This is a genomic window from Pseudomonas sp. YY-1, from assembly GCF_002843095.1.
Taxonomy (GTDB): Bacteria; Pseudomonadota; Gammaproteobacteria; order Pseudomonadales; family Pseudomonadaceae; genus Aquipseudomonas; species Aquipseudomonas sediminis_A.
Map to the genome: position 1 here is coordinate 148658 of NZ_PJLX01000003.1, position 22031 is coordinate 170688.

At 61.3% G+C, this 22031-nt stretch carries 16 protein-coding genes and 1 tRNA gene; 15 read left to right on the top strand and 2 right to left on the bottom strand.

Features of this window, described 5'->3' with window-relative positions; translation table 11 throughout:
• Window positions 1–42: 42 nt before the first annotated feature.
• From CXP40_RS05825 to CXP40_RS05875, 11 genes are all read left to right on the top strand, one after another.
• Window positions 43–693, top strand: coding sequence for an urea amidolyase associated protein UAAP2 (locus tag CXP40_RS05825; protein ID WP_106733019.1), 651 nt, complete (start codon window positions 43–45; stop codon window positions 691–693).
• A gap of 193 nt (window positions 694–886) precedes the next feature.
• Window positions 887–4570: an urea carboxylase gene (gene uca / locus CXP40_RS05830; RefSeq protein ID WP_106733020.1), complete on the top strand. Its 3684-nt coding sequence runs from the start codon at window positions 887–889 to the stop codon at window positions 4568–4570.
• A 325-nt stretch (window positions 4571–4895) separates the two neighbouring features.
• Window positions 4896–6362, top strand: coding sequence for a sensor domain-containing diguanylate cyclase (locus CXP40_RS05835; protein WP_106733021.1), 1467 nt, complete (start codon window positions 4896–4898; stop codon window positions 6360–6362).
• Entirely contained in the window at window positions 6362–6565 is a 204-nt protein-coding gene (locus tag CXP40_RS05840; protein ID WP_106733022.1) for a cysteine-rich CWC family protein, read from the top strand. Before CXP40_RS05835 ends, CXP40_RS05840 begins: the two co-directional genes overlap by 1 nt.
• Before the next feature lie 3 nt (window positions 6566–6568).
• On the top strand, window positions 6569–7261 hold the full coding sequence (locus tag CXP40_RS05845; RefSeq protein WP_106733023.1) for a pseudouridine synthase: 693 nt from the start codon (window positions 6569–6571) through the stop codon (window positions 7259–7261).
• Window positions 7262–7654: 393 nt separating this feature from the next.
• Window positions 7655–8542, top strand: a complete 888-nt coding sequence (locus CXP40_RS05850; RefSeq protein WP_106733024.1) for an alpha/beta fold hydrolase — start codon at window positions 7655–7657, stop codon at window positions 8540–8542.
• A gap of 73 nt (window positions 8543–8615) precedes the next feature.
• Window positions 8616–8689 (top strand) — tRNA-Gly (locus CXP40_RS05855).
• A gap of 268 nt (window positions 8690–8957) precedes the next feature.
• On the top strand, window positions 8958–10751 hold the full coding sequence (locus CXP40_RS05860) for an ATP-dependent endonuclease (RefSeq protein ID WP_106733025.1): 1794 nt from the start codon (window positions 8958–8960) through the stop codon (window positions 10749–10751).
• A gap of 3 nt (window positions 10752–10754) precedes the next feature.
• Window positions 10755–11777: a DNA cytosine methyltransferase gene (locus CXP40_RS05865; protein ID WP_106733026.1), complete on the top strand. Its 1023-nt coding sequence runs from the start codon at window positions 10755–10757 to the stop codon at window positions 11775–11777.
• Between the two features lie 299 nt (window positions 11778–12076).
• Window positions 12077–13210: a mechanosensitive ion channel family protein gene (locus CXP40_RS05870; protein WP_106733027.1), complete on the top strand. Its 1134-nt coding sequence runs from the start codon at window positions 12077–12079 to the stop codon at window positions 13208–13210.
• 166 nt (window positions 13211–13376) lie between these two features.
• Window positions 13377–14075: an endonuclease gene (locus CXP40_RS05875; RefSeq protein ID WP_106733028.1), complete on the top strand. Its 699-nt coding sequence runs from the start codon at window positions 13377–13379 to the stop codon at window positions 14073–14075.
• Between the two features lie 291 nt (window positions 14076–14366).
• On the opposite strand, the gene CXP40_RS05880 is transcribed toward CXP40_RS05875, so the two are convergent.
• Window positions 14367–14564 (bottom strand): hypothetical protein, encoded by a 198-nt coding sequence (locus tag CXP40_RS05880; RefSeq protein WP_106733029.1) that lies wholly within the window; start codon window positions 14562–14564, stop codon window positions 14367–14369.
• Window positions 14565–14637: 73 nt separating this feature from the next.
• Here CXP40_RS05880 and CXP40_RS05885 point away from each other — a divergent pair, with 73 nt between their 5' ends.
• A complete protein-coding gene (locus CXP40_RS05885) occupies window positions 14638–16158 on the top strand; it encodes a sigma-54-dependent transcriptional regulator (protein WP_106733030.1) in 1521 nt (506 codons plus the stop codon).
• A 192-nt stretch (window positions 16159–16350) separates the two neighbouring features.
• Here CXP40_RS05885 and sodC read toward each other — a convergent pair whose 3' ends face one another.
• On the bottom strand, window positions 16351–16902 hold the full coding sequence (gene sodC, locus CXP40_RS05890; RefSeq protein WP_106733031.1) for a superoxide dismutase family protein: 552 nt from the start codon (window positions 16900–16902) through the stop codon (window positions 16351–16353).
• 332 nt (window positions 16903–17234) lie between these two features.
• Between sodC and gcvH the strand changes: the two genes are divergently transcribed.
• The 3 genes from gcvH (at window position 17235) to glyA (ending at window position 22001) form a co-directional block, all read left to right on the top strand.
• Window positions 17235–17618, top strand: a complete 384-nt coding sequence (gene gcvH / locus CXP40_RS05895) for a glycine cleavage system protein GcvH (protein ID WP_017361715.1) — start codon at window positions 17235–17237, stop codon at window positions 17616–17618.
• Window positions 17619–17627: 9 nt separating this feature from the next.
• Window positions 17628–20480, top strand: coding sequence for an aminomethyl-transferring glycine dehydrogenase (gene gcvP, locus CXP40_RS05900; protein ID WP_106733032.1), 2853 nt, complete (start codon window positions 17628–17630; stop codon window positions 20478–20480).
• Window positions 20481–20747: 267 nt separating this feature from the next.
• The gene (gene glyA / locus CXP40_RS05905) at window positions 20748–22001 is read left to right on the top strand and encodes a serine hydroxymethyltransferase (protein WP_106733033.1); all 1254 of its coding nucleotides are present in this window, start codon (window positions 20748–20750) and stop codon (window positions 21999–22001) included.
• Window positions 22002–22031 lie beyond the last annotated feature (30 nt).

Here is a 22031-nt window from a genome sequence, read left to right on the forward strand (position 1 = left end):
CGCGAAGGCGGGAGCCCAGTAAACGCTATCGAGGACAGTCCGATGAGCCTTACTGCCAGCGACCTGACATCCAGCAACCTGCACTCAGAAACCGCCGTGTTCCGCCACACCATCCCGGCGGGCGAACCCTACCTGTTCGAGGTCAAGGCCGGGCAGACCCTGCGCCTGCACGACCTGGAAGGCAACCAGGCGATCGACACCCTGTTCTTCGCCGCGAAAAACCCGCGCGAGCGCTTCGACCCACAGCGCACCCTGCGCAAGCAGAACAACGTCTACCTGACCACCGGCACGGTGCTCTACTCCAACCTGGGCAAGCCGCTGCTGACCATCGTCGCCGACACCTGCGGCCGCCACGACACCCTCGGCGGCGCCTGCGCGCAGGAGAGCAACACCGTGCGCTACGCCCTCGACAAGCGCTACATGCACAGCTGCCGCGACAACTTCCTGCGCGCCAGCCTGCACGACGGCCGCCTGAGCAAGCGCGACATCGGCGCCAACATCAACTTCTTCATGAACGTTCCCGTAACGCCGGAGGGCGGCCTGACCTTCGAGGACGGCATCTCCGCGCCCGGCAAGTACGTGGAGCTGAAAGCCGAGACCGATGTGATCGTGCTGATCTCCAACTGCCCGCAACTGAACAACCCCTGCAACGGCTGGAACCCAACCCCCGCCGAAGTGCTGGTGTGGGATTAATTGATGCACTCCCCTCTCCCGCTTGCGGGAGAGGGGCCGGGGGAGAGGGTAATGTCATCAACCGCCCCTCTCCCCAGCCCTCTCCCATGAATGGGAGAGGGAGACAAGCCACCCGACTTTTCTGCCACGGACGACCGTGGCGCATGACAAATGACGGCGGGACGGCCCGCCATGACCTTCGAGGGTCACCCTGATGTTCGACAAACTCCTGATCGCCAACCGTGGCGCCATCGCCTGCCGCATCCTGCGCACCCTGCGTGAGCTGAACGTCGGCGGCGTCGCCGTATACTCCGAAGCCGACGCCGCCAGCCTGCATATCCAGCAGGCCGCTGAAGCTTTCTCCCTCGGCGACGGCCCGGCCGCGCAGACCTACCTGGTGGTCGACAAGATCCTTGCCGTCGCCAAACAGACTGGCGCCCGAGCCATCCACCCCGGCTACGGTTTTCTCTCCGAGAACGCCGCGTTCGCCGAAGCCTGCGAAGCCGCCGGCATCGCCTTCGTCGGCCCGACGCCGGAGCAACTGCGCGTGTTCGGCCTCAAGCACACCGCCCGCGCCCTGGCCAAGCAGCACGGTGTGCCCATGCTCGAAGGCACAGAGCTGTTGGAAAACCTCGACGCCGCGCTGGTGGCCGTTGAGCAGGTCGGCTACCCGGTCATGCTGAAAAGCACCGCCGGCGGCGGCGGTATTGGCATGCGCGTATGCCGCTCGGCAGAAGAGCTCTCTGACGCCTTCGAGGCAGTCAAACGCCTGGGCCAGAACAACTTCAGCGACAGCGGCGTATTTATCGAGAAATACATCCAGCGAGCCCGCCATCTGGAAGTGCAGGTGTTCGGCGACGGCCAGGGCGAGGTGCTCGCCCTCGGCGTGCGCGACTGCTCGGTGCAGCGGCGCAACCAGAAGGTGCTGGAAGAAACCCCGGCGCCGAACCTGCCCGCTGGCATGGCCGACGAACTCTGCGCGGCGGCGATCAAGCTGGCCAAGGCGGTGAATTACCGCAGCACCGGCACCGTCGAGTTCGTCTACGACAGCGAGGCCGAGCGTTTCTACTTTCTGGAAGTGAACACCCGCCTGCAGGTCGAGCACGGCGTTACCGAACAGGTATGGGGCGTCGACCTGGTGCGCTGGATGATCGAGTTGGCGGCCGGCGATCTGCCGCCGCTGGGCGAACTGGGCAAAGCCCTCAAGCCATCCGGCCACGCCATCCAGGCGCGGCTGTACGCCGAAGATCCGGGCCGCGACTTCCAGCCCAGCCCCGGCCTGCTGACTGCCGTGCAGTTTCCCGAAGCCGACGGCAAGGCCCTGCGCATCGACACCTGGGTCGAAGCCGGCTGCGAGATTCCGCCCTACTTCGACCCGATGATCGCCAAGCTGATCACCTGGGCGCCAACCCGCGAACAAGCCAGCTCCGCCCTCGATAAAGCACTGGCAGACTCGGTGCTCTATGGCGTGGAATGCAACCGCGATTACCTGCGCCAGATCATCAAAGACGCGCCTTTCGCCAGCGGCTCACCCTGGACGCGCTGCCTGGAGAACCTGGCCTACCAGGCCACGACCCTCGAGGTGCTGAGCGCCGGCACCCAGACCACCGTGCAGGATTTCCCTGGCCGCATTGGTTACTGGGCCGTGGGCGTGCCGCCGTCCGGGCCGATGGACAGCCGCGCCCTGCGCCTGGGCAATCGTCTGCTCGGCAACGACGAAGGCGCCGCTGCGCTGGAAATCACCATGAGCGGCCCGCTGCTGCGCTTCAACACCGATGCGGTGATAGCCGTCACTGGTGCCGAGATTCCCCTGAGCATCGATGGCGTGGAACAGCCGATGAACACCGCCCTGCTGATCCAGGCCGGCAGCACCCTGGCCCTCGGCACCATTGCCGGGTCCGGCGCACGTAGCTACCTGAGCATTCGCGGCGGCATTCAGGTGCCGGACTACCTGGGCAGCAAGAGCACCTTCACCCTCGGCCAGTTCGGCGGCCACGGCGGCCGCGCCCTGCGCGCCGGCGACGTGCTGCACCTGCTGCCGCTCGCCGATACCAGCAGCGGCGCGCAACTACCTGCCGAACTCTGCCCCGCCCTGCCGGCCGTACGCGAACTACGGGTGATCTACGGCCCGCACGGCGCGCCGGAATATTTCACGCCCGGCTATGTCGACAGCTTCCTCGCCACCGACTGGGAAGTGCACTTCAACTCCAGCCGCACCGGCGTACGCCTGATCGGCCCGAAACCGGAATGGGTGCGTGACAGCGGCGGCGAAGCCGGCCTGCACCCGTCCAATATCCACGACAACCCCTACGCCATCGGCGCGGTGGACTTCACCGGCGACATGCCGGTGATCCTCGGCCCGGACGGCCCCAGCCTGGGCGGCTTCGTCTGCCTGGTGACCATCATCGAGGCCGACCTGTGGCAGCTCGGCCAGCTCAAGGCCGGCGACAAGGTGCGTTTCGTGCCGGTGGATATCGCCACGGCGCGGGAGTTGGCGCAAAGCAATGCACGTGAATACGCAGAACTCACGCTTGTCTCCCCTCTCCCGCTTGCGGGAGAGGGGCCGGGGGAGAGGGTTCTTGAAAACGCCCAAAGCCCCTCTCCCCAACCCTCTCCCATAAATGGGAGAGGGAGCCGTTCGGTGTTGGCTTCCCCCATCGTCCTCGACCTCGGCCAAGACGACACCCGCCTGGTCGCACGCCTGTCCGGCGACACCCACCTGCTGCTGGAAATCGGCCAGCCGGAACTCGACCTGGTGCTGCGCTTCCGTGGCCATGCATTGATGCAGGCGCTGGAGGCCAAGCAGCTCGACGGCGTGATCGACCTCACCCCCGGCATCCGCTCGCTGCAAGTGCACTACCAGCCGGAAACCCTGGCACTGCAGACGCTGCTCGATATCGTCGCCGGCGAGTGGGACGCCGTCTGCGCCGCACGCGACTTGAAAGTGCCGTCACGCATCGTCCACCTGCCGTTGTCCTGGGACGACCCGGCCTGCCAGCTGGCTATCGACAAGTACATGACCACCGTGCGCAAGGACGCCCCCTGGTGCCCGAGCAACCTGGAGTTCATCCGCCGCATCAACGACCTGCCGAATCTGGACGAGGTCTACCGCACCGTGTTCGACGCCAGCTACCTGGTCATGGGCCTGGGCGACGTCTACCTCGGTGCGCCGGTGGCCACGCCGCTCGACCCGCGCCATCGCCTGGTCACCACCAAGTACAACCCGGCACGTACCTGGACGGCGGAAAACTCCGTCGGCATCGGCGGCGCCTATATGTGCGTGTATGGCATGGAAGGCCCCGGCGGCTACCAGTTCGTTGGCCGCACCCTGCAGATGTGGAACCGCTACCGCGCGGTCGAAGCCTTCGACGGCAAGCCCTGGCTGCTGCGTTTCTTCGACCAGATTCGCTTCTACCCGGTATCGGCAGACGAACTGCTGCGTATCCGCCGCGACTTCCCGCTCGGTCGCTACCCGCTGCGCATCGAACAGAGCGAACTGGCCCTGGCCGACTACCAGCAGTTTCTCGATGCCGAGGCAGACGGCATCGACGCCTTCCGCCAGCAGCAGCGCGCTGCCTTCGATGCCGAACGCCAGCGCTGGATCGACAGCGGCCAGGCGCACTTCGAAGTCGAGGAAGCGGCCGCCGAACTCGGCGATGACGCACCGCTGGCAGCCGGCCAACACGGCATCGAAAGCCATATCGCCGGCAACCTCTGGCAGGTGCAGGTGGAAGCCGGCGCGCAGGTGCAGGCCGGCGACGTGCTGGTGATCCTCGAGTCGATGAAGATGGAGATCCCGCTCACCGCCCCAATGGCCGGCACCGTGCGCGAAGTACGCGTACAGCCGGGCTCGCCCGTGCGCGCCGGGCAGCGTGTGGTGGTGCTGGAAGAGGCCTGAAACGCTCGCCGCTGGAGCGCCTCCTACAGGGCCTGACCAGCCTTGTGGGAGCGGCTTGGCGGCACTCCGCTTAAACAGCGATCACGTAAGAGCGGCTTCAGCCGCGATCCACACCAACGCCGACTACCTGTGGGAGGGGCTTCAGCCGCGACGGCCTTATGCTCCCCCGCAATACCCGAAAAACCAATCGCGGATAAATCCGCTCCTACAGTCCGTGGCCCGGATGAAATCCGGGCCACATAACTGCGCCAATTGTGATCACAACTGGCGCTATCCCCTCCCGGCAAGCTAGCATCACGCCATCAACCCGCTCCCGGATTCACCCATGTCCCTGCGCCCCAAACGGCACACGCAAACCTCGTTGGTGTTACTGCTGCTGTTCCTGCTTGGCAGCGGCTTTCTCACCACCTCGCTGCTGAGCTATTACGCCTCGCGCGACTCGATCCGTAACAGCATCATCAACACCGAACTGCCGCTGACCTCCGACACGGTCTATTCGGAAATCCAGAAGGACCTGGTGCGCCCCATCCTCATCTCCTCGATGATGGCCCGCGACACCTTCCTGCGTGACTGGGTGCTGGCCGGCGAACAGGACAACGGCCAGATGACCCGCTACCTGCGTGAAGTGCAGGAGCACTACGGCGCCTTCACCAGCTTCTTCGTCTCCGACAAGACCAGCACCTACTACCAGGCCAGGGGCGTGCTCAAGCAGGTCAAGCCGGAAGAGCCGCGCGATGTCTGGTACTACCGCGTACGCGGCCTCAAGGAACCCTACGAGATCAACGTCGACGTCGACCTGGCCAACGCCGACCGACTGACTATCTTCATCAACTACAAGGTGCTCGACTACGACGGCAGCTTCATCGGCGCCACCGGCGTCGGCCTGGCGGTCGATGCCGTGGTCAAGCTGATCGACGAATACCAGGCGCGCTACGAACGCAGCGTCTACTTCGTCGACACCACCGGGCGCATCACCCTGACCGGCGCCCAGGGCGGGCCGATGGGTGCCCAGGTCGGCGATTCGCTGGCCGACGTGCCCGGCCTCGATGGCCTGATGGCAAAACTGCCCACACCACAAAGCGGCCAGTTCGAATACCAGGAACAGGGCCGCGAGCACTTCCTCAACGTGCGCTACATCCCCGAGCTGGAGTGGTACCTTTTCGTCGACAAGCAGGACAAGGCCCTGGCCGGCATCCGCCAGGGGCTCTACATCAACCTGCTGCTGTGCCTGCTGGTCACCGCCATCGTGCTGACCCTGGTGAGCCTGGCGATTCGTCGCTATCAGCAGCGCATCGCCGCCCTGGCCACCACCGACAGCCTCACCGACCTACCCAACCGCCGCGGCTTCGACATCCTCGCCGAACAGGCCCTGCAGGAAGCGCAGCGCGACAGCAGCCCGCTGTGCGCCGTACTGCTGGACCTCGACAACTTCAAGCTGATCAACGACCAGCACGGCCACCTCGCCGGCGACCAGGTGCTGCACGACTTCGCCCAGCAACTGCGCGGCACGCTGCGCCAGGCCGACATTCTCTGCCGCTGGGGTGGTGAGGAATTCATCCTGCTGCTGAAGAACACCGACCGCCAGGCCGCCTACGACCTGGCCGAAAAACTGCGCCAGCAATGCGCCGAACAGCGCTATGACGTCGAAGGCCAGAGCCTGCAGGTCACCGTCAGCCTCGGCCTCAGCCAATGGCACGCTGGCGAGAGCCTGCATACCCTGCTCGGCCGCACCGACCGCGCGCTGTACCGCGCCAAGCAGGCCGGGCGCGACCGCGTTTGCGTCGACAGCTGATGGACACGCAACACTGCCCGCTATGCGGCAAGAACAACCAGTGCAGCGTCGCAGCCGGGCGTGACGAACCCTGCTGGTGCTTCGATGCGCAGATCGACCCTGCCGCGCTGCAGCGCCTGACACCCGAGCAACGCGACCAGGCCTGCTTGTGCCCGGCCTGTGCTGGTGCGCTGAAGACCACTGAGCCCCGCGAGCGCGATTGAGCCATGCGCCTGGATCGCTTCCTCAGCAACTTCCCCCGCTTCAGCCGCCAGGACAGCCGCCTGCTGATCAGCGCCGGCCGCCTGCGTGTGGATGGCGCCGTGGTTCACGACCCGCGCCATGAGGTGCGTGACTTCCAGCGCGTCGAGCTGGATGACGAACTGCTGCAAGCCGGGCGCAGCGCGCGCTACTGGATGCTGCACAAACCGGTCGGCGTGGTCAGCGCCACCGAGCACGACGAACACCGCACCGTCCTCGATCTGCTGGACGAGCCGGACAAACACGACCTGCACCTGGCCGGGCGCCTCGACCTGAACACCAGCGGCCTGCTGCTGATCACCAACGACGGGCGCTGGTCGCGGCGCATCACCCAGCCGCAGCAGCGCAAGCCCAAGGTCTACCACGTCACCACCGAACAGCCGATCACCGCCGAATACGCCGAGGTCTTTGCCCAAGGTTTGTACTTCGCCTTCGAAGACCTCACTACCCTACCCGCCCAGCTCGACGTACTGAGCAGCCACCAAGCACGGCTGACCCTGTTCGAAGGCCGTTACCATCAGGTCAAGCGCATGTTCGGTCACTTCCGCAATCGTGTCGTCGCCCTGCACCGCGAAAGCATGGGCGAAATTGTCCTCGACCCGCAGCTCGCCCCCGGCCAATACCGCGCACTGACGGATGCGGAAATCGCCAGCGTTTGATCGTCGCCCTGCGCCTGAATCTGACTACCCGACCAACGGCATCGCCAATCGGCCACAAAGATGTGACTCACCCTTGCGTGGCTGCAAGGTAACTGCTTGAATCGAACCATAAGTCTTCAGGTGACCAGCCGGTCACAGAAAGACAGTGGAGTGTTTTTTCGGTTGATGGCGCTCTGCGCCGACTGGATTCCTGCCTGGTTACACCGCCCTCTCCAAGGCCCTGAAAAAGCCTGGAGCGCTCGCCTGTTTCGATCCTAACTGATTGAAATTCCTATACTTATAAAAATCTCCAGCCTGACATCATGCTGTCACGCTCAGGCGCTTTTCTAACTGCTCATTCCAGCGCGAACGGTCGCCCGCTCGCCTTGCTCACTTGCGCCAGGAGGAAACGACATGAGGCCAGAAACCGCAGTCGTCGAGATCAACAGGAAGCACAAGGTACACACGGAGTTCTACAGCAATCCGGCAGCAAGCAAGACCATCATCCTGGTCAACGGCTCTCTGGCGACCACCGCCTCGTTCGCGCAAACGATCAAATACCTGCAGCCGCAGTTCAACGTCGTAGCCTTCGACCTGCCCTATGCCGGCCAGTCGAAGCCCTACAACAGCGACTTCACGCCCATCAGCAAGGAAGACGAGGCGGCGATCCTGCTGCATCTGATCGACCTCTACGGTGCCAACTACCTGATGTCCTTCTCCTGGGGCGGTGTCGCCTCCATGCTCGCCCTGGCCCAACGCCCGGCGACGCTGGAGAAGGCCGCGATCTGCTCCTTCTCGCCGATCCTCAACGTGCCGATGCTCGACTACCTGCACAAGGGCCTGCGCTTCCTGAACGCGGTGGATCGCGACAACGTCGCCCTGCTGGTCAACAGCACCATCGGCAAGCACCTGCCGTCGCTGTTCAAGCGCTTCAACCACAAACACATCAGCACCCTGGATGAACACGAGTACCGGCAGATGTACGCGCACATCAAGCAGGTGCTGAGCATGGAAGCGAACTGCGGCAAGGAATGCCTGCAGGCCATCGACATCCCGCTACTATTCGTCAACGGCGACCGTGACGAATACACCTCGGTGGAAGACGCCTGCTTGTTCGCCCAGCACATCGACCACGCCCAGTTCGCCGTGATCGACGATGCCGGCCACTTCCTCGACATGGAACACAAGGCCGCCTGGCTGCAGAGCCAACGCGTACTGCTGGACTTCTTCAACGCCCCCAGCAAACGCCTGCAACTGCCAGTCAAAGGCGACCTGCGCGACTTCCAGGCAATGGCGGTATGAGGGGCACCGAGCGCGGAGCGGATGTGCTTTGCGCTTCATTTCCGCCGCAGGTTCCGGTATAAAGGCACCCGCTGCGGGTGTCGTATAATGGTAATACCCTAGCTTCCCAAGCTAGAGCCGTGGGTTCGATTCCCATCACCCGCTCCAGACAGCCAAGCAAAAGCCCCGTCATCACTGACGGGGCTTTTTCGTTTCTGGCGTTTGAAGGGCTTGACCGCAAGGGTTTGAGCCGGGAAAGATGGCGCTTTGCGATCAGGCAGGAAAGGCGCTGGAGAGGAAAATAAATCTGTCCCCTTTTTTATGTATGGAAACTTGAGCCAACCCAACCCGGGATAGCGATCACCCAGGAAATAGCTAGGCGCTGGTACGCACGAAACATCTCAAGAAAAATAACTAACAGCTTAAGAGTTTTTATATGGACGTTATAGAAAAATTGCAGGGAGCGATGAAAGGCAAAAACTACGAGCCTTTTATTAGACATATAAGATTCCCTCACTTTAAAAATCTAACACCATATTTGAAAATAGACTTTAAGTTCCCTATTACTGCAATAGTAGGCCCAAATGGCACCAACAAAAGCTCGGTCCTACGAGCAATTGCGTGCTGCCCGCACTTCAAAAATTTAAGTGAATATTGGTTTGAAACGGATGTAGACCCAATTGACGAAAGCGGCGGCCGCCCACGTTATATTTTTGGATACATTGACCCGCACTCAAACAACACAGTAGAGGTCATTCAAACTCGGATTTCTCGCCCAGGAAAAGGGGAAGTATGGGAACCATCTCGCCCATTAAAAAGCGATGGAATGAAACTATTACCTCCTCTACCAATAGGAAAAAAAGTACCTGGAAGAAAGGGAACACGATGGGAGGGCATAACAAAAAAGGTCGTAGTGCTAGACTTTCGAAGCGAGATCAGCGCATTCGACAAAATACTCTATCACGGAGATGCCGCGGAGAATTTACGGGGCAAACAAAATAAAGACATTCTCCGACAACGCTCAAAACTACTAAGAAAGGTAATCGGAGAAGGACTCAAAACATTCAAACCCTTTAAAGGCAGAGAAGAACAAGTTTTCGCTAACGAACTTCTATCTGACAAAGCAGTCAAGCAGATATCAAATATAATAGGCAAAGAGTATTCAGAGATACGACTTATTGAACACTCCCTATTTGAAAACCGCTCTCACACAGCAATACTGCAATCCAAAGGAATTACATACAGCGAAGCATTTGCCGGAAGCGGAGAATTCGCTATTATCATGCTCGTCTACAAAATAATGAAGACTGAAGAACGCAGCCTTATAGTTCTTGACGAGCCTGAAGTTTCGCTTCACCCAGGCGCACAAATCAAGTTAATGGAATTCCTATTCCAAGAAGCGCTAGAAAGGCATCACCAGATATTCATCGGCACACACTCAAAGCTAATAATAGACAGGCTTCCGCCCGAAGCAATAACTCTACTACAATCAAACCCCGCCACACACAAGATAACTGCTCAAGAAAATATAAAACCCTCCGAAGCCTTCTTCCATCTAGGACAAATACCCGCCAACAAAAAGAAAATCTTTGTGGAAGACCCACTTGCATTTGAGCTAGTACGAAAAGCTCTCAGAACACTGGGAGAGGGAGCATTTAATCAATTTGAAGTAATCTGGTATCCGGGTGGGGCTCCGTCTATTTTCTCCAAGTGCATGACCGGCCTATTCCAGGCAAAAGATGATGCCTCTTACTTCTTCTTAGATGGCGACAGAACCCCAGTAAACGAAGTAATACATCCGAAGAAAATACCTGAAGCCGATTATGAAAAGCTTAAAGAAAGCATTCTAAACTTCACAGGTGTATCCGCAGGAAAATTAGTATTTTCCGAGAATGGCGGTAACGATCCAAACCTAGCAGAACATAGAAAAAGACTTGAACGTGACTTCTTAGTTTATGCATTAAGCACCACCAGCTTCCTCCCCTCAAAAACACCGGAGGAATTTGTTTGGGAGCATATGACAAAAGATCATATGACCAAAGAATGCGAAGGCTTACCAGCAAAAGACAAATATGTTAAACTCACACGCCTTGAAAAAGGCCTGATGGATGGCGAAGAAATAAGCGCACCAGCAATACTAGAAACGCAGGTGCGTAGACTGGCAACCATTAGCAACGACAACCAATCAATACTCGCTCTATCGGAACAACTCAGAAGACTTGTTGAATAAGCCATGCGTATAGATGTTTTTGATTTTTTCTCTGGTTGCGGTGGGACTAGCTGCGGATTCAGAGATGCCGGCTTCAACATAAAAATGGGTCTTGATGTTGATCATGATTCAGCAGAAACTTTTCGACTGAATTTCCCAGAAGCTCAATTTATAGAAGCAGACATACGCACAGTACACCCGAGCATCTTAGATAATTTAATGGACAGATCGAATCCACTATTATTTAGCGGGTGCGCACCATGCCAGCCATTTTCAAAGCAAAATCGGCAGCGTCAACTGGATGACAAACGGCTCAACTTGCTTGACGAGTTCGGGCGTTTCGTACAGCACTGGCTTCCAGATTATGTTTTCATTGAAAACGTACCAGGCATGCAAAAAAAGGCGACCAAGAGCGAAACATTCAACCGATTCACCCAACTACTAACAACTCTCGGCTATTCATATCATACAAAAGTTGTAGAGGCTCAATGGTACGGAGTACCTCAAAAGAGAAGCCGTCTAATTCTACTAGCCTCATTACACCACGAAATAGAACTACCAACTCCTACTCACGGAAAGAATGGCGCACCTTATTCGACCACAAGGGATTGGATATCAAACCTACCCGAAATCAAGCATGGGGAATGCGACCCAACTGATAGCGATCACTTTTCCATGCAGCTATCTGAAATTAACCTTGAACGCATTCAAATTACACCTGAAGGCGGTGGGCGTGAGCATTGGCCTGATAGACTAGTTTTGCCTTGTCATCGAGGCTATGAAGGTCATATAGACGTATACGGACGCTTGAGTTGGGACAAGCCTGCTGTAGGGCTTACAACAAAATGCATCAGCTATTCTAATGGTCGTTTTGGACATCCTACCCAGGACAGAGCCATAAGTCTTAGGGAGGCAGCATGCCTTCAGACGTTTCCGAGGACGTTCCGCTTTGTTGGGTCAAAATCTTCCAGAGCGAGGCAGGTTGGCAACGCAGTTCCGCCTCTGATGGCTAAGCGTGTCGGCCTATCGATTAAACAGCAGCAGTAAAGCGCAGGGCAGTCAAGAGCCGTAGAACAAACGCAGAAAATCCCCTGACCACTACTTTGGCAAGCTGTCGAAAAAGTGTCGAAGACACTGCAAGGCATAGCGGGAAAATGCCGTGCTGACTAAGCAGAAAGGCCAGTAAAGCCGGGCTTTGCGGATCACTGCAAAGCGCTGCAAAGCGCTGGAAAGGGCTCGATTCCCCCAACACTGAACTAACCCAAACCTCTCACCTATTTCCCCGGAACTTCTGCCCCCCAACGCCACCAGAACCCTATATGTCTTTTTTCTGGAGGCCCCTGGCGATGGAACAGTGGAATATCTGGCTTGAACGCGATGTCTGGCTCAACGTGGCGATTGTCCTGGTCGCCACGGCGCTGATCTACAGCGTGCTGCGTACCCTGGTGAATACCTTGCACAAGCGCCTGAAAGCCGGCTCGGCCGATCAGGAAAGCAGTTGGTCGCACTTCATCGCCATGGTCATCGGCCGCACCAGTCGCGTGCTGTTGTTGGCGTTTTCCCTGCTGTTGGCGTTGCGTCTGGCGGACTTGCCGCTCGCCTGGCAGAGCGCACTGAGCCATACCTGGTTCGTCGCCCTGGCTCTGCAGGTAGCGTTGTGGGTCGATACCGGCGTGCGCCTGTGGTCGCGCAGCCTGGTGGTAGGCAAGAGCGGCGGTAGCTACAACCCGGTGATGACCACCATCATCAGCATCATGATTCTGATCGTGGTGTGGTCGGTGATGCTGCTGTCGATCCTGGCTAACCTGGGAGTGGATATCACCGCGCTGGTGGCCAGCCTTGGTGTCGGTGGTATCGCTGTGGCGCTGGCAGTGCAGACGGTGCTCAGCGATGTGTTCGCGTCGCTATCGATTGGCGTCGACAAACCGTTCGAGATCGGTGATTTCGTGGTGTTCGGCGAAGTAGCCGGCTCCATCGAGCATATCGGTCTGAAGACCACACGTATTCGTAGCCTCAGCGGTGAGCAGGTGGTGTGCGCCAACGCCGATCTGCTGCGGCAGATCGTGCACAACTACAAGCGCATGAATACCCGCCGTATCGTCTTCAAGTTCGGCATCAATTACGACACGCCCAGCGCCAAGGTGCGCCAGGTGTCGGAAAAGGTCGGCGACATCATCCGCGCCACGCCCAAGGCCAGGTTCGACCGCGCGCATTTTCTCGGCTTCGATGAAAGCCAGCTGACCTTCGAGGTGGTGTATATCGTGCTGACCTCGGACTACAACCAGTACATGGACATTCAGCAGGAGATCAACCTGCAACTGCTCGATGCCCTGCGCGAGCTGGACGTGCGCTTCGCCCTGCCCCGCCGCGATCTGCGCCTGGTGGGCGAGAGGATGCCGGTACTCAAGGTCGACGGCCTGCCGCAGCCGGCTCAGAGCGAGGGCAATGATTCGGATCAGCGCCTGCCGAGGTTCAGCTGACGGTAAGGGCGGGATGGCAGAAGTGCTGCTTGCAGGATGACGAGCCGAGCAGCAACCAATGCGCCATCCCGCCCGCCATCAAGGCTTCTTGCCATCACCCAAGCATTTGAAAAACCTGATATTTCTATCTTCACATCGTCAGCGGTGACGGCTACCCTGCCGCCCCATGATTCGATGCATACTGTCCCTGCTCTGCTGTTTCACAGCCCTTCCCCTGCACGCTGCACCCGCCACTTTCGCCGAGGCCAAGCGCCTGGCCTGGCCGCTGTATGAGCAGCAATCCACCGAGTTCTATTGCGGCTGCAAGTACAGCGGCAATCGGGTCGATCTGCGCTCCTGTGGCTACACGCCACGCAAGAATGCCAATCGCGCCCAGCGCATCGAGTGGGAACATATCGTCCCGGCCTGGGTGATCGGCCATCAGCGCCAGTGCTGGCAGAAAGGCGGTCGCAAGAACTGCGCAGCCAACGATATGCAGTTCCGCAAAGCCGAGGCCGACCTGCACAACCTGGTGCCGAGCATCGGCGAGGTGAATGGTGATCGCAGCAACTACAGCTTCGCCTGGCTGCCGCAGAAGCCGCATCAATATGGCCGTTGCGAGACGGTGGTGGACTTCAAGGCACGCAAGGTGATGCCGCGCCCGGCCATCCGCGGGATGATCGCGCGCACCTACTTCTACATGTCCGACCGCTACAAGCTGCGCCTGTCGAAACAGGACCGGCAGCTCTACGAAGCCTGGAGCAAGGCCTACCCGCCCAAGGTCTGGGAGCAGCAGCGCAACCAGCAGGTGGCGTGCGTGATGGGTTGGGGCAATCCCTATGTGGGCAAGGTGGATATGAGCCGCTGTGCACGTAAGCGGGCGTAGGCAAACCGGACGCCAGCCTCGTAGGGCGGACTCAGGAGCGCCAGCGAACAGTCCGCCGGGCCATGCCGAGTCCGGCACCACAACCCACGCCCAATACGCCCCCCAACGGCGTACTGCTTCGCGACGACTGCATGGATGCAGGAGGTAGAGCGACGCAGGAAGCCAAAGCCGAGTACGCCCTACTTGGCTGTAGGAGCCCCGCCCCGGGGCGAAGCGCTTGAGTTCTTTATCGCCTGAATGATCGCATTCGCTGCGGGGCGCAGCTCCTACAGTTGGTATGCAGCTCGACATTCATGCCAACCGCTGCAACTCGCGCCGCACCATGTTGGCAAACTCCGGCGGGCTGAGCTGGTACAACTCCTGCGCCACCCAGGGCAGCCAGCACCCCTGCAGCTCGGCCTTGCGCGCCAACAGGCGCTGGGCCTCGGCTTCAGCGCGGGCCTGGTGCTCGCGGTGGTATTCGGCGCGGCTCGGTTTTTCTGTGCTCACGGTGTTGCCCTTTTCCTCATATCGAGCAGAGCAGGCATAATCGCCGCCTGTTCGCCCATTTCGACCATCATCAATGCGCATCCACGTCAGCTTCATCGACCGCGTCGGCATCACCCAGGAAGTCCTGGCGCTGCTTGGCGGGCGTAATCTGAACCTCGATGCGGTGGAGATGGTACCGCCAAACGTCTATATCGACGCACCGACCTTGAGCGCCGCCGTGCTCGAAGAGCTGCGCGGCGCGCTGCTGCAGGTGCACGGTGTGCAGAGCGTCGAAGTAGTGGACATTCTGCCCGGCCAGCGCCGCCGCCTGCAGCTCGATGCGCTGCTCGCGGCCATGCCCGATCCGGTGCTGGCGGTGGACGACCGCGCCACCGTGCTGCTGGCCAACCCGGCGCTGGTGGACATGTGCAGCCGCCCGCCCGAAGGCCTGAGCATCGCCGCGCTGTTCGCCGATGACGCGTTGCAGCAATCGCTGCTCGCCGCCGGTTTTCATCAGCCGCTGCGCGAGGTGCATTTCGCCGGTCAGCCGCTGCTGCTCGATGCCCAACCAATCACTGAGGACGGTCGCCTGACTGGCGGCCTGCTCACCCTCTATGCCCCGAGCCGCATGGGTCAGCGTTTGGCTGCACTGCATCACGACCATGCCGAAGGCTTCGACTCGCTGCTTGGCGAGTCGGCACCAATCCGTGCGCTCAAGGCCCGCGCGTTGCGTGTGGCGTCGCTCGATGCACCGCTGCTGATCCACGGTGAAACCGGCACCGGCAAGGAGCTGGTGGCACGCGCCTGCCACACCGTCAGCGTGCGTCGCACTGCGCCTTTCCTCGCATTGAACTGCGCCGCCCTGCCAGAGAACCTGGCCGAGAGCGAGCTGTTCGGCTACGCCCCCGGCGCCTTCACCGGCGCCCAACGTGGCGGCAAGCCGGGGCTGCTGGAGCTGGCCAACCAGGGCACGGTGTTTCTCGACGAAATTGGCGAGATGTCGCCCTATCTGCAAGCCAAGCTGCTGCGTTTTCTCAGCGATGGCAGCTTCCGCCGCGTCGGTGGCGACCGCGAAGTGAAGGTGGATGTGCGCATCCTCAGCGCCACCCACCGTGACCTGGAAAAGATGGTCGCCGAAGGCAGCTTCCGCGAAGACCTGTTCTACCGCCTCAACGTACTCAACCTGGAAGTGCCGCCGCTGCGCGAGCGCGGCCAGGACATTCTGCTGCTGGCTCAGCACTTCATGGCCCAGGCCTGCGCTCAGATCCAGCGCCTGCCCTGCCGCCTGGCGCCGGCTACCTTCCCGGCACTGCTGGCCGGGCGCTGGCCGGGTAACGTGCGCCAGTTGCAGAACGTGATCTTCCGCGCCGCCGCGATCTGCGACAGCAACTGGGTAGAGATGGACGACCTGGATATCGCCGGCACCGAAGTGGCGCCGAGGGTGGAAGGGGAAGTCGCCAGCCTGGAACAGGCCATGGACGAGTACGAGAAGGCGCTACTGGAAAAGCTCTACGACAGCCACCCTTCCAGCCGCCAACTGGCTGCACGCCTGGGCACCTCGCACACCGCCATCGCCAAACGCCTGCGCAAGTACGGCATACCGGGCAAGCACTGACGCACTCGCTCCGTAGGGTGGGTTAGGCGCCTGTTTTGAGCCTTGATAGCACCGCAGATTCAGAAGCGCCGTAACCCACCATCGGCGCACCGCGAAAGATCGCCCGGTGGGTTACGCGGCGCACCACGACCGCGCTGTCAGATCGCTCATCGATCAGCGCCGCTAACCCACCCTACGGTTCTCGGCGTTGAGTCAGATCGGCGTGGTGCTGGTCGGCACCTTGATCACACCGCAGGCCACACGCGCCCCACCGCCGCCCAGCGGCTGCGGATGATCGGCGTGATTGTCACCGCCGGCGTGAATCATCAGCGAGCGGTTATGCAGGTCTTCCAGACGCTTTAGTCGCGGTGCCAGCACCGGCTGGCTGGCGCTGCCATCCTCGGTGACGAGCAACGCCGGCAGGTCGCCGAGATGGGCATCGTCTTCCCAGGGGAAACCGTGGCGGCCGGCGTTCTGCGGGTCCCAATGGCCGCCTGCTGCGCCGGCCGGTGTCAGCTTGCCGTCCACCTCGGCTGCATTGCAGTTGGCCTCGGTGTGTACGTGAAAACCATGCGCGCCCGGCTCCAGGCCCTGAAGATCAGGGGTGAACACCAGTCCATAGGGCGACTGGCTGATGGTCACGGTGCCGACAGGCGCGCCTGTGCCGTTTTCGGTGGCCTGTTCGAGGGTCACGGTGACTGCCTCGCTAGCCTGCAGGCTGGTGGCGCCGAGCAGTGCGAATGCCAGGGGGATAAGGGGTCTCATGATCGGTCTATCTCCTTGTTTATAAAGCCTCCCAGTTACCGACCCCAATGCCCTTGAGCGGTTCCAGCCAGATGACGTATCGATATCATTACACCGTAACGATTAAGCAACAATCGAGCGAAAGCCGCGCCGCGTCTGGTGCGACTTCGACTTTTCCATTTGCGACGCCCGGTTTCGTAGCGATATCGTTCCAGAGGACTGTATACAACCACCAAAAGTATAGTTAAGTTGCTGATTTTATTGACTATTTATACATTGGCATCGGCATTGCAAACGCTCTCGCAACCTGCCCGCCACCTAGAAGCGGACACCATTACCCCTGAGGATTTGACATGAGCGAGTTGCGTTTCACCGCCGATCACGAATGGCTGCGTCTGGACAACGATGGTCTGGTTACCGTCGGCATCACCCATTACGCCCAGGACGCGCTCGGCGACGTGGTGTATGTGCAACTGCCGGAAGCCAAGTCCTACGCCCAGGGCGAGGAAGTAGCCGTGCTGGAGTCGGTGAAGGCCGCCAGCAATATCGTCATGCCGCTGGACGGCGAGATCGTCGAGATCAACGCCGACCTGGAAGGCAGCCCGGAGCTGGTCAACGAGTCGCCGCTGGACAAGGCCTGGTTCTTCCGTATGCGCCTGGCCGACAACGCCGTGCTGGCCGACCTGCTGGACAAGGCCGGCTATGATCGTCTGTTGAACGCCAACGCCGACGCCTGAGTGACCGCCATGACCAAGCTCGATACCCAGAACGAATTTATCGCCCGCCACATCGGCCCGCGCGATGCCGACACCGCCGCCATGCTCGAACTGCTCGGCTACGATTCGGTCGACGCGCTGACCGGTGCCGTGATCCCCGAGAGCATCAAGGGCACCAGCATCCTCGGCGAGCAGCCAGGCCTGTCGGAAGCCGACGCCCTGGCCAAGATCAAGGCCATCGCCGCCAAGAACCTGCAGTTCAAGAACTTCATCGGCCAGGGTTACTACGGCACCCACACGCCGAGCCCGATCCTGCGCAACCTGCTGGAAAACCCGGCCTGGTACACCGCCTACACTCCATACCAGCCGGAGATTTCCCAGGGTCGTCTGGAGTCGCTGCTGAACTTCCAGACCCTGGTCAGCGACCTCACCGGCATGCAGATCGCTAACGCATCCTTGCTCGACGAAGCCACCGCTGCTGCCGAAGCCATGACCTTCTGCAAGCGTCTGTCGAAGAACAAGGCTGCCAACACCTTCTTCGTTTCCCAGCACTGCCACCCGCAGACCCTCGACGTGCTGCGCACCCGTGCCGAGCCGCTGGGCATCGACATCGAAGTCGGTGACGAAGCCACCATCACCGACGCCAGCGCCTACTTCGGTGCGCTGCTGCAGTACCCGGCGAGCAACGGTGACATCTTCGATTACCGCGCTCTGGTCGAGCGTTTCCATGCCGCCAACGCCCTGGTTGCCGTGGCTGCCGACCTGCTGGCCCTGACCCTGCTCACCCCGCCGGGCGAGTTCGGTGCCGACGTTGCCCTGGGCAGCGCCCAGCGCTTCGGTGTGCCGCTGGGTTTCGGTGGCCCGCACGCTGCTTACTTCGCCACCCGCGACGCGTTCAAGCGCGACATGCCGGGCCGCCTGGTCGGCATGTCGGTCGACCGTTTCGGCAAGCCGGCCCTGCGCCTGGCCATGCAGACCCGCGAGCAGCACATCCGCCGCGAGAAGGCCACCAGTAACATCTGTACCGCCCAGGTGCTGCTGGCCAACATCGCCAGCATGTACGCCGTGTACCACGGCCCACAGGGCCTGACCGAGATTGCTCAGCGCGTACACAGCTTCACCGCCATCCTCGCCCTGGGCCTGACCAAGCTGGGCCACAGCGTCGAGCAGCAGCACTTCTTCGACACCCTGAGCATCAAGACCGGCGCCAAGACCGCCGAGCTGCATGCCAAGGCCCGTGCTGCCGGCATCAACCTGCGTGAGATCGACGCCGAGCGTCTGGGTCTGTCGCTGGACGAAACCACCGACCAGGCCGCCGTCGAGGCGCTGCTGAACCTGTTTGCGGCTGACCAGGCTGCGCCTGCCGTCAGTGACCTGGCTGCAGAGATCGCCAGCCGCCTGCCGCAGGGCCTGCTGCGCCAATCGGCAATCCTGCAGCACGAAGTGTTCAACCGCTACCACAGCGAAACCGAGCTAATGCGCTACCTGCGCAAGCTGGCTGACAAGGACCTGGCCCTGGATCGCAGCATGATCCCGCTGGGTTCCTGCACCATGAAGCTCAACGCCGCCAGCGAGATGATCCCGGTCACCTGGCCGGAATTCGGCAATCTGCACCCCTTCGCTCCGGTCGAGCAGGCTGCGGGCTACACCCAGCTGACCACTGAGCTGGAAGCCATGCTTTGCGCCGCCACCGGCTACGACGCCGTGTCGCTGCAGCCCAACGCCGGTTCCCAGGGCGAGTACGCCGGTCTGCTGGCCATCCGCGCCTACCACCTGAGCCGTGGCGACGATCAGCGCGACATCTGCCTGATCCCGCAATCGGCCCACGGTACCAACCCGGCGACCGCCTCCATGGCCGGTATGCGCGTGGTGGTGACCGCCTGTGATGCACGCGGCAACGTCGACATCGCTGATCTCAAGGCCAAGGCCGAAGAGCACAAGGATCGTCTGGCAGCGATCATGATCACCTACCCGTCCACCCACGGTGTGTTCGAGGAAGGTATCCGCGAGATCTGCCAGATCATCCACGACAACGGCGGCCAGGTTTACATCGACGGCGCCAACATGAACGCCATGGTCGGCCTCTGCGCCCCAGGCCAGTTCGGCGGCGACGTCTCCCACCTGAACCTGCACAAGACCTTCTGCATCCCGCACGGTGGCGGCGGCCCGGGCGTCGGCCCGATTGGCGTCAAGTCGCACCTGGCGCCGTTCCTGCCGGGCCATGCGCACATGGCCCGCAAGGAAGGTGCCGTCAGCGCCGCGCCGTTCGGCAGCGCCAGCATCCTGCCGATCACCTGGATGTACATCACCATGATGGGCGGCAACGGCCTCAAGCGTGCGTCGCAGATGGCGATTCTCAACGCCAACTACATCGCCCGTCGCCTGGAAGAACACTACCCGGTGCTGTACTCCGGCGAAGGCGGCCTGGTGGCGCATGAGTGCATCCTCGACATCCGTCCGCTCAGGGACAGCAGCGGCATCAGCGTCGACGACGTGGCCAAGCGTCTGATCGACTTCGGCTTCCACGCCCCGACCATGTCCTTCCCGGTGGCCGGCACCCTGATGATCGAGCCGACCGAGAGCGAGTCCAAGGAAGAGCTGGATCGCTTCTGCGACGCCATGATCGCCATCCGCGAGGAAATCCGCGCGGTCGAGCAAGGCCGTCTGGATAAAGACGACAACCCGCTGAAGAACGCCCCGCACACCGCGCTGGAGCTGGTTGGCGAATGGCACCACGCCTATAGCCGCGAGCAGGCCGTGTACCCGCTGGCGACCCTGATCGAAGCCAAGTACTGGCCGCCGGTTGGCCGCGTGGACAACGTCTACGGTGACCGCAACCTGGTCTGCGCCTGCCCGTCCATCGAGGCGTATCAGGACGCGTAATAAACCTCCCCTCTCCCACTTGTGGGGCGAAAGCGGAAAAAGCGAAGCACCGCTTCGCCCGCTTGAGCGCCCTGAGCTCTGCGAAGGGCTGGGGCGCGGAGCGGGGGCCGGGGGAGAGGGTAAAGCGGTTGTCTACGCAGCCCCCTCTCCCTAACCCTCTCCCCGAGGGGAGAGGGAACCGTTCTTCGCTTCATCCAGTTTCTTTTGGCTCCCCTTACCGGGGCGGGCCTTTTTCATCCCGAGAAAAACGATAAAGAGGGCCTCACCATGTTCAGCAAGCACGACCAACTGCAAGGCTATGACGACGCCCTGCTCGCGGCGATCCAGGCCGAAGAACAGCGCCAGGAAGACCATATCGAGCTGATCGCCTCGGAGAACTACTGCAGCCAGCGCGTCATGCAGGCGCAAGGCAGCGGCCTGACCAACAAGTACGCCGAAGGCTATCCGGGCAAGCGCTACTACGGTGGCTGCGAGCATGTGGACAAGGTCGAGGCGCTGGCCATCGAGCGCGCCAAGCAGCTGTTCGGCGCCGACTACGCCAACGTCCAGCCGCACTCGGGCTCTTCGGCCAACAGCGCCGTGTACCTCGCGCTGCTCAATGCTGGCGACACCATTCTCGGCATGAGCCTGGCCCACGGCGGCCACCTGACTCACGGCGCCAAGGTGTCGTCCTCGGGCAAGCTGTACAACGCCGTGCAGTACGGCATCGACGAGAACGGCCTGATCGATTACGACGAAGTCGAGCGCCTGGCCGTCGAGCACAAGCCGAAGATGATCGTCGCCGGCTTCTCGGCCTACTCGCGCGTGCTGGACTTCCCGCGTTTCCGCGCCATCGCTGACAAGGTCGGCGCACTGCTGTTCGTCGATATGGCTCACGTTGCGGGCCTGGTCGCCGCCGGTCTGTACCCCAACCCGGTACCGTTCGCCGACGTGGTCACCACCACCACGCACAAGACCCTGCGCGGCCCGCGTGGCGGCCTGATCCTGGCGCGCAAGAACGAGGAGATCGAGAAGAAGCTCAACTCCGCCGTCTTCCCCGGCGCTCAGGGCGGCCCGCTGATGCACGTGATCGCGGCCAAGGCGGTGTGCTTCAAGGAAGCACTGGAGCCAGGCTTCAAGACCTACCAGCAGCAAGTGATCGACAACGCCCGCGCCATGGCGGCGGTGTTCGTCGAGCGCGGCTATGACGTGGTCTCCGGTGGTACCGACAACCACCTGATGCTGATCAGCCTGGTCAAGCAGGGCCTGACTGGCAAAGCGGCCGACGCGGCGCTGGGCGATGCCCACATCACCGTGAACAAGAACGCTGTGCCGAACGATCCACAGTCGCCGTTCGTCACCTCCGGCATCCGTATCGGCACCCCGGCGGTGACCACCCGCGGCTTCAAGGAAGGCGAATGCCGCACCCTCGCCGGCTGGATCTGCGACATCCTCGACGACCTGGAAAACCCGGCGGTGATCGAGCGCGTGCGCGGCCAGGTCGCCGACCTGTGCGCCACCTACCCGGTCTACGCTGACTGATACCCGACTGACCACGGGCCGCACGGCGGC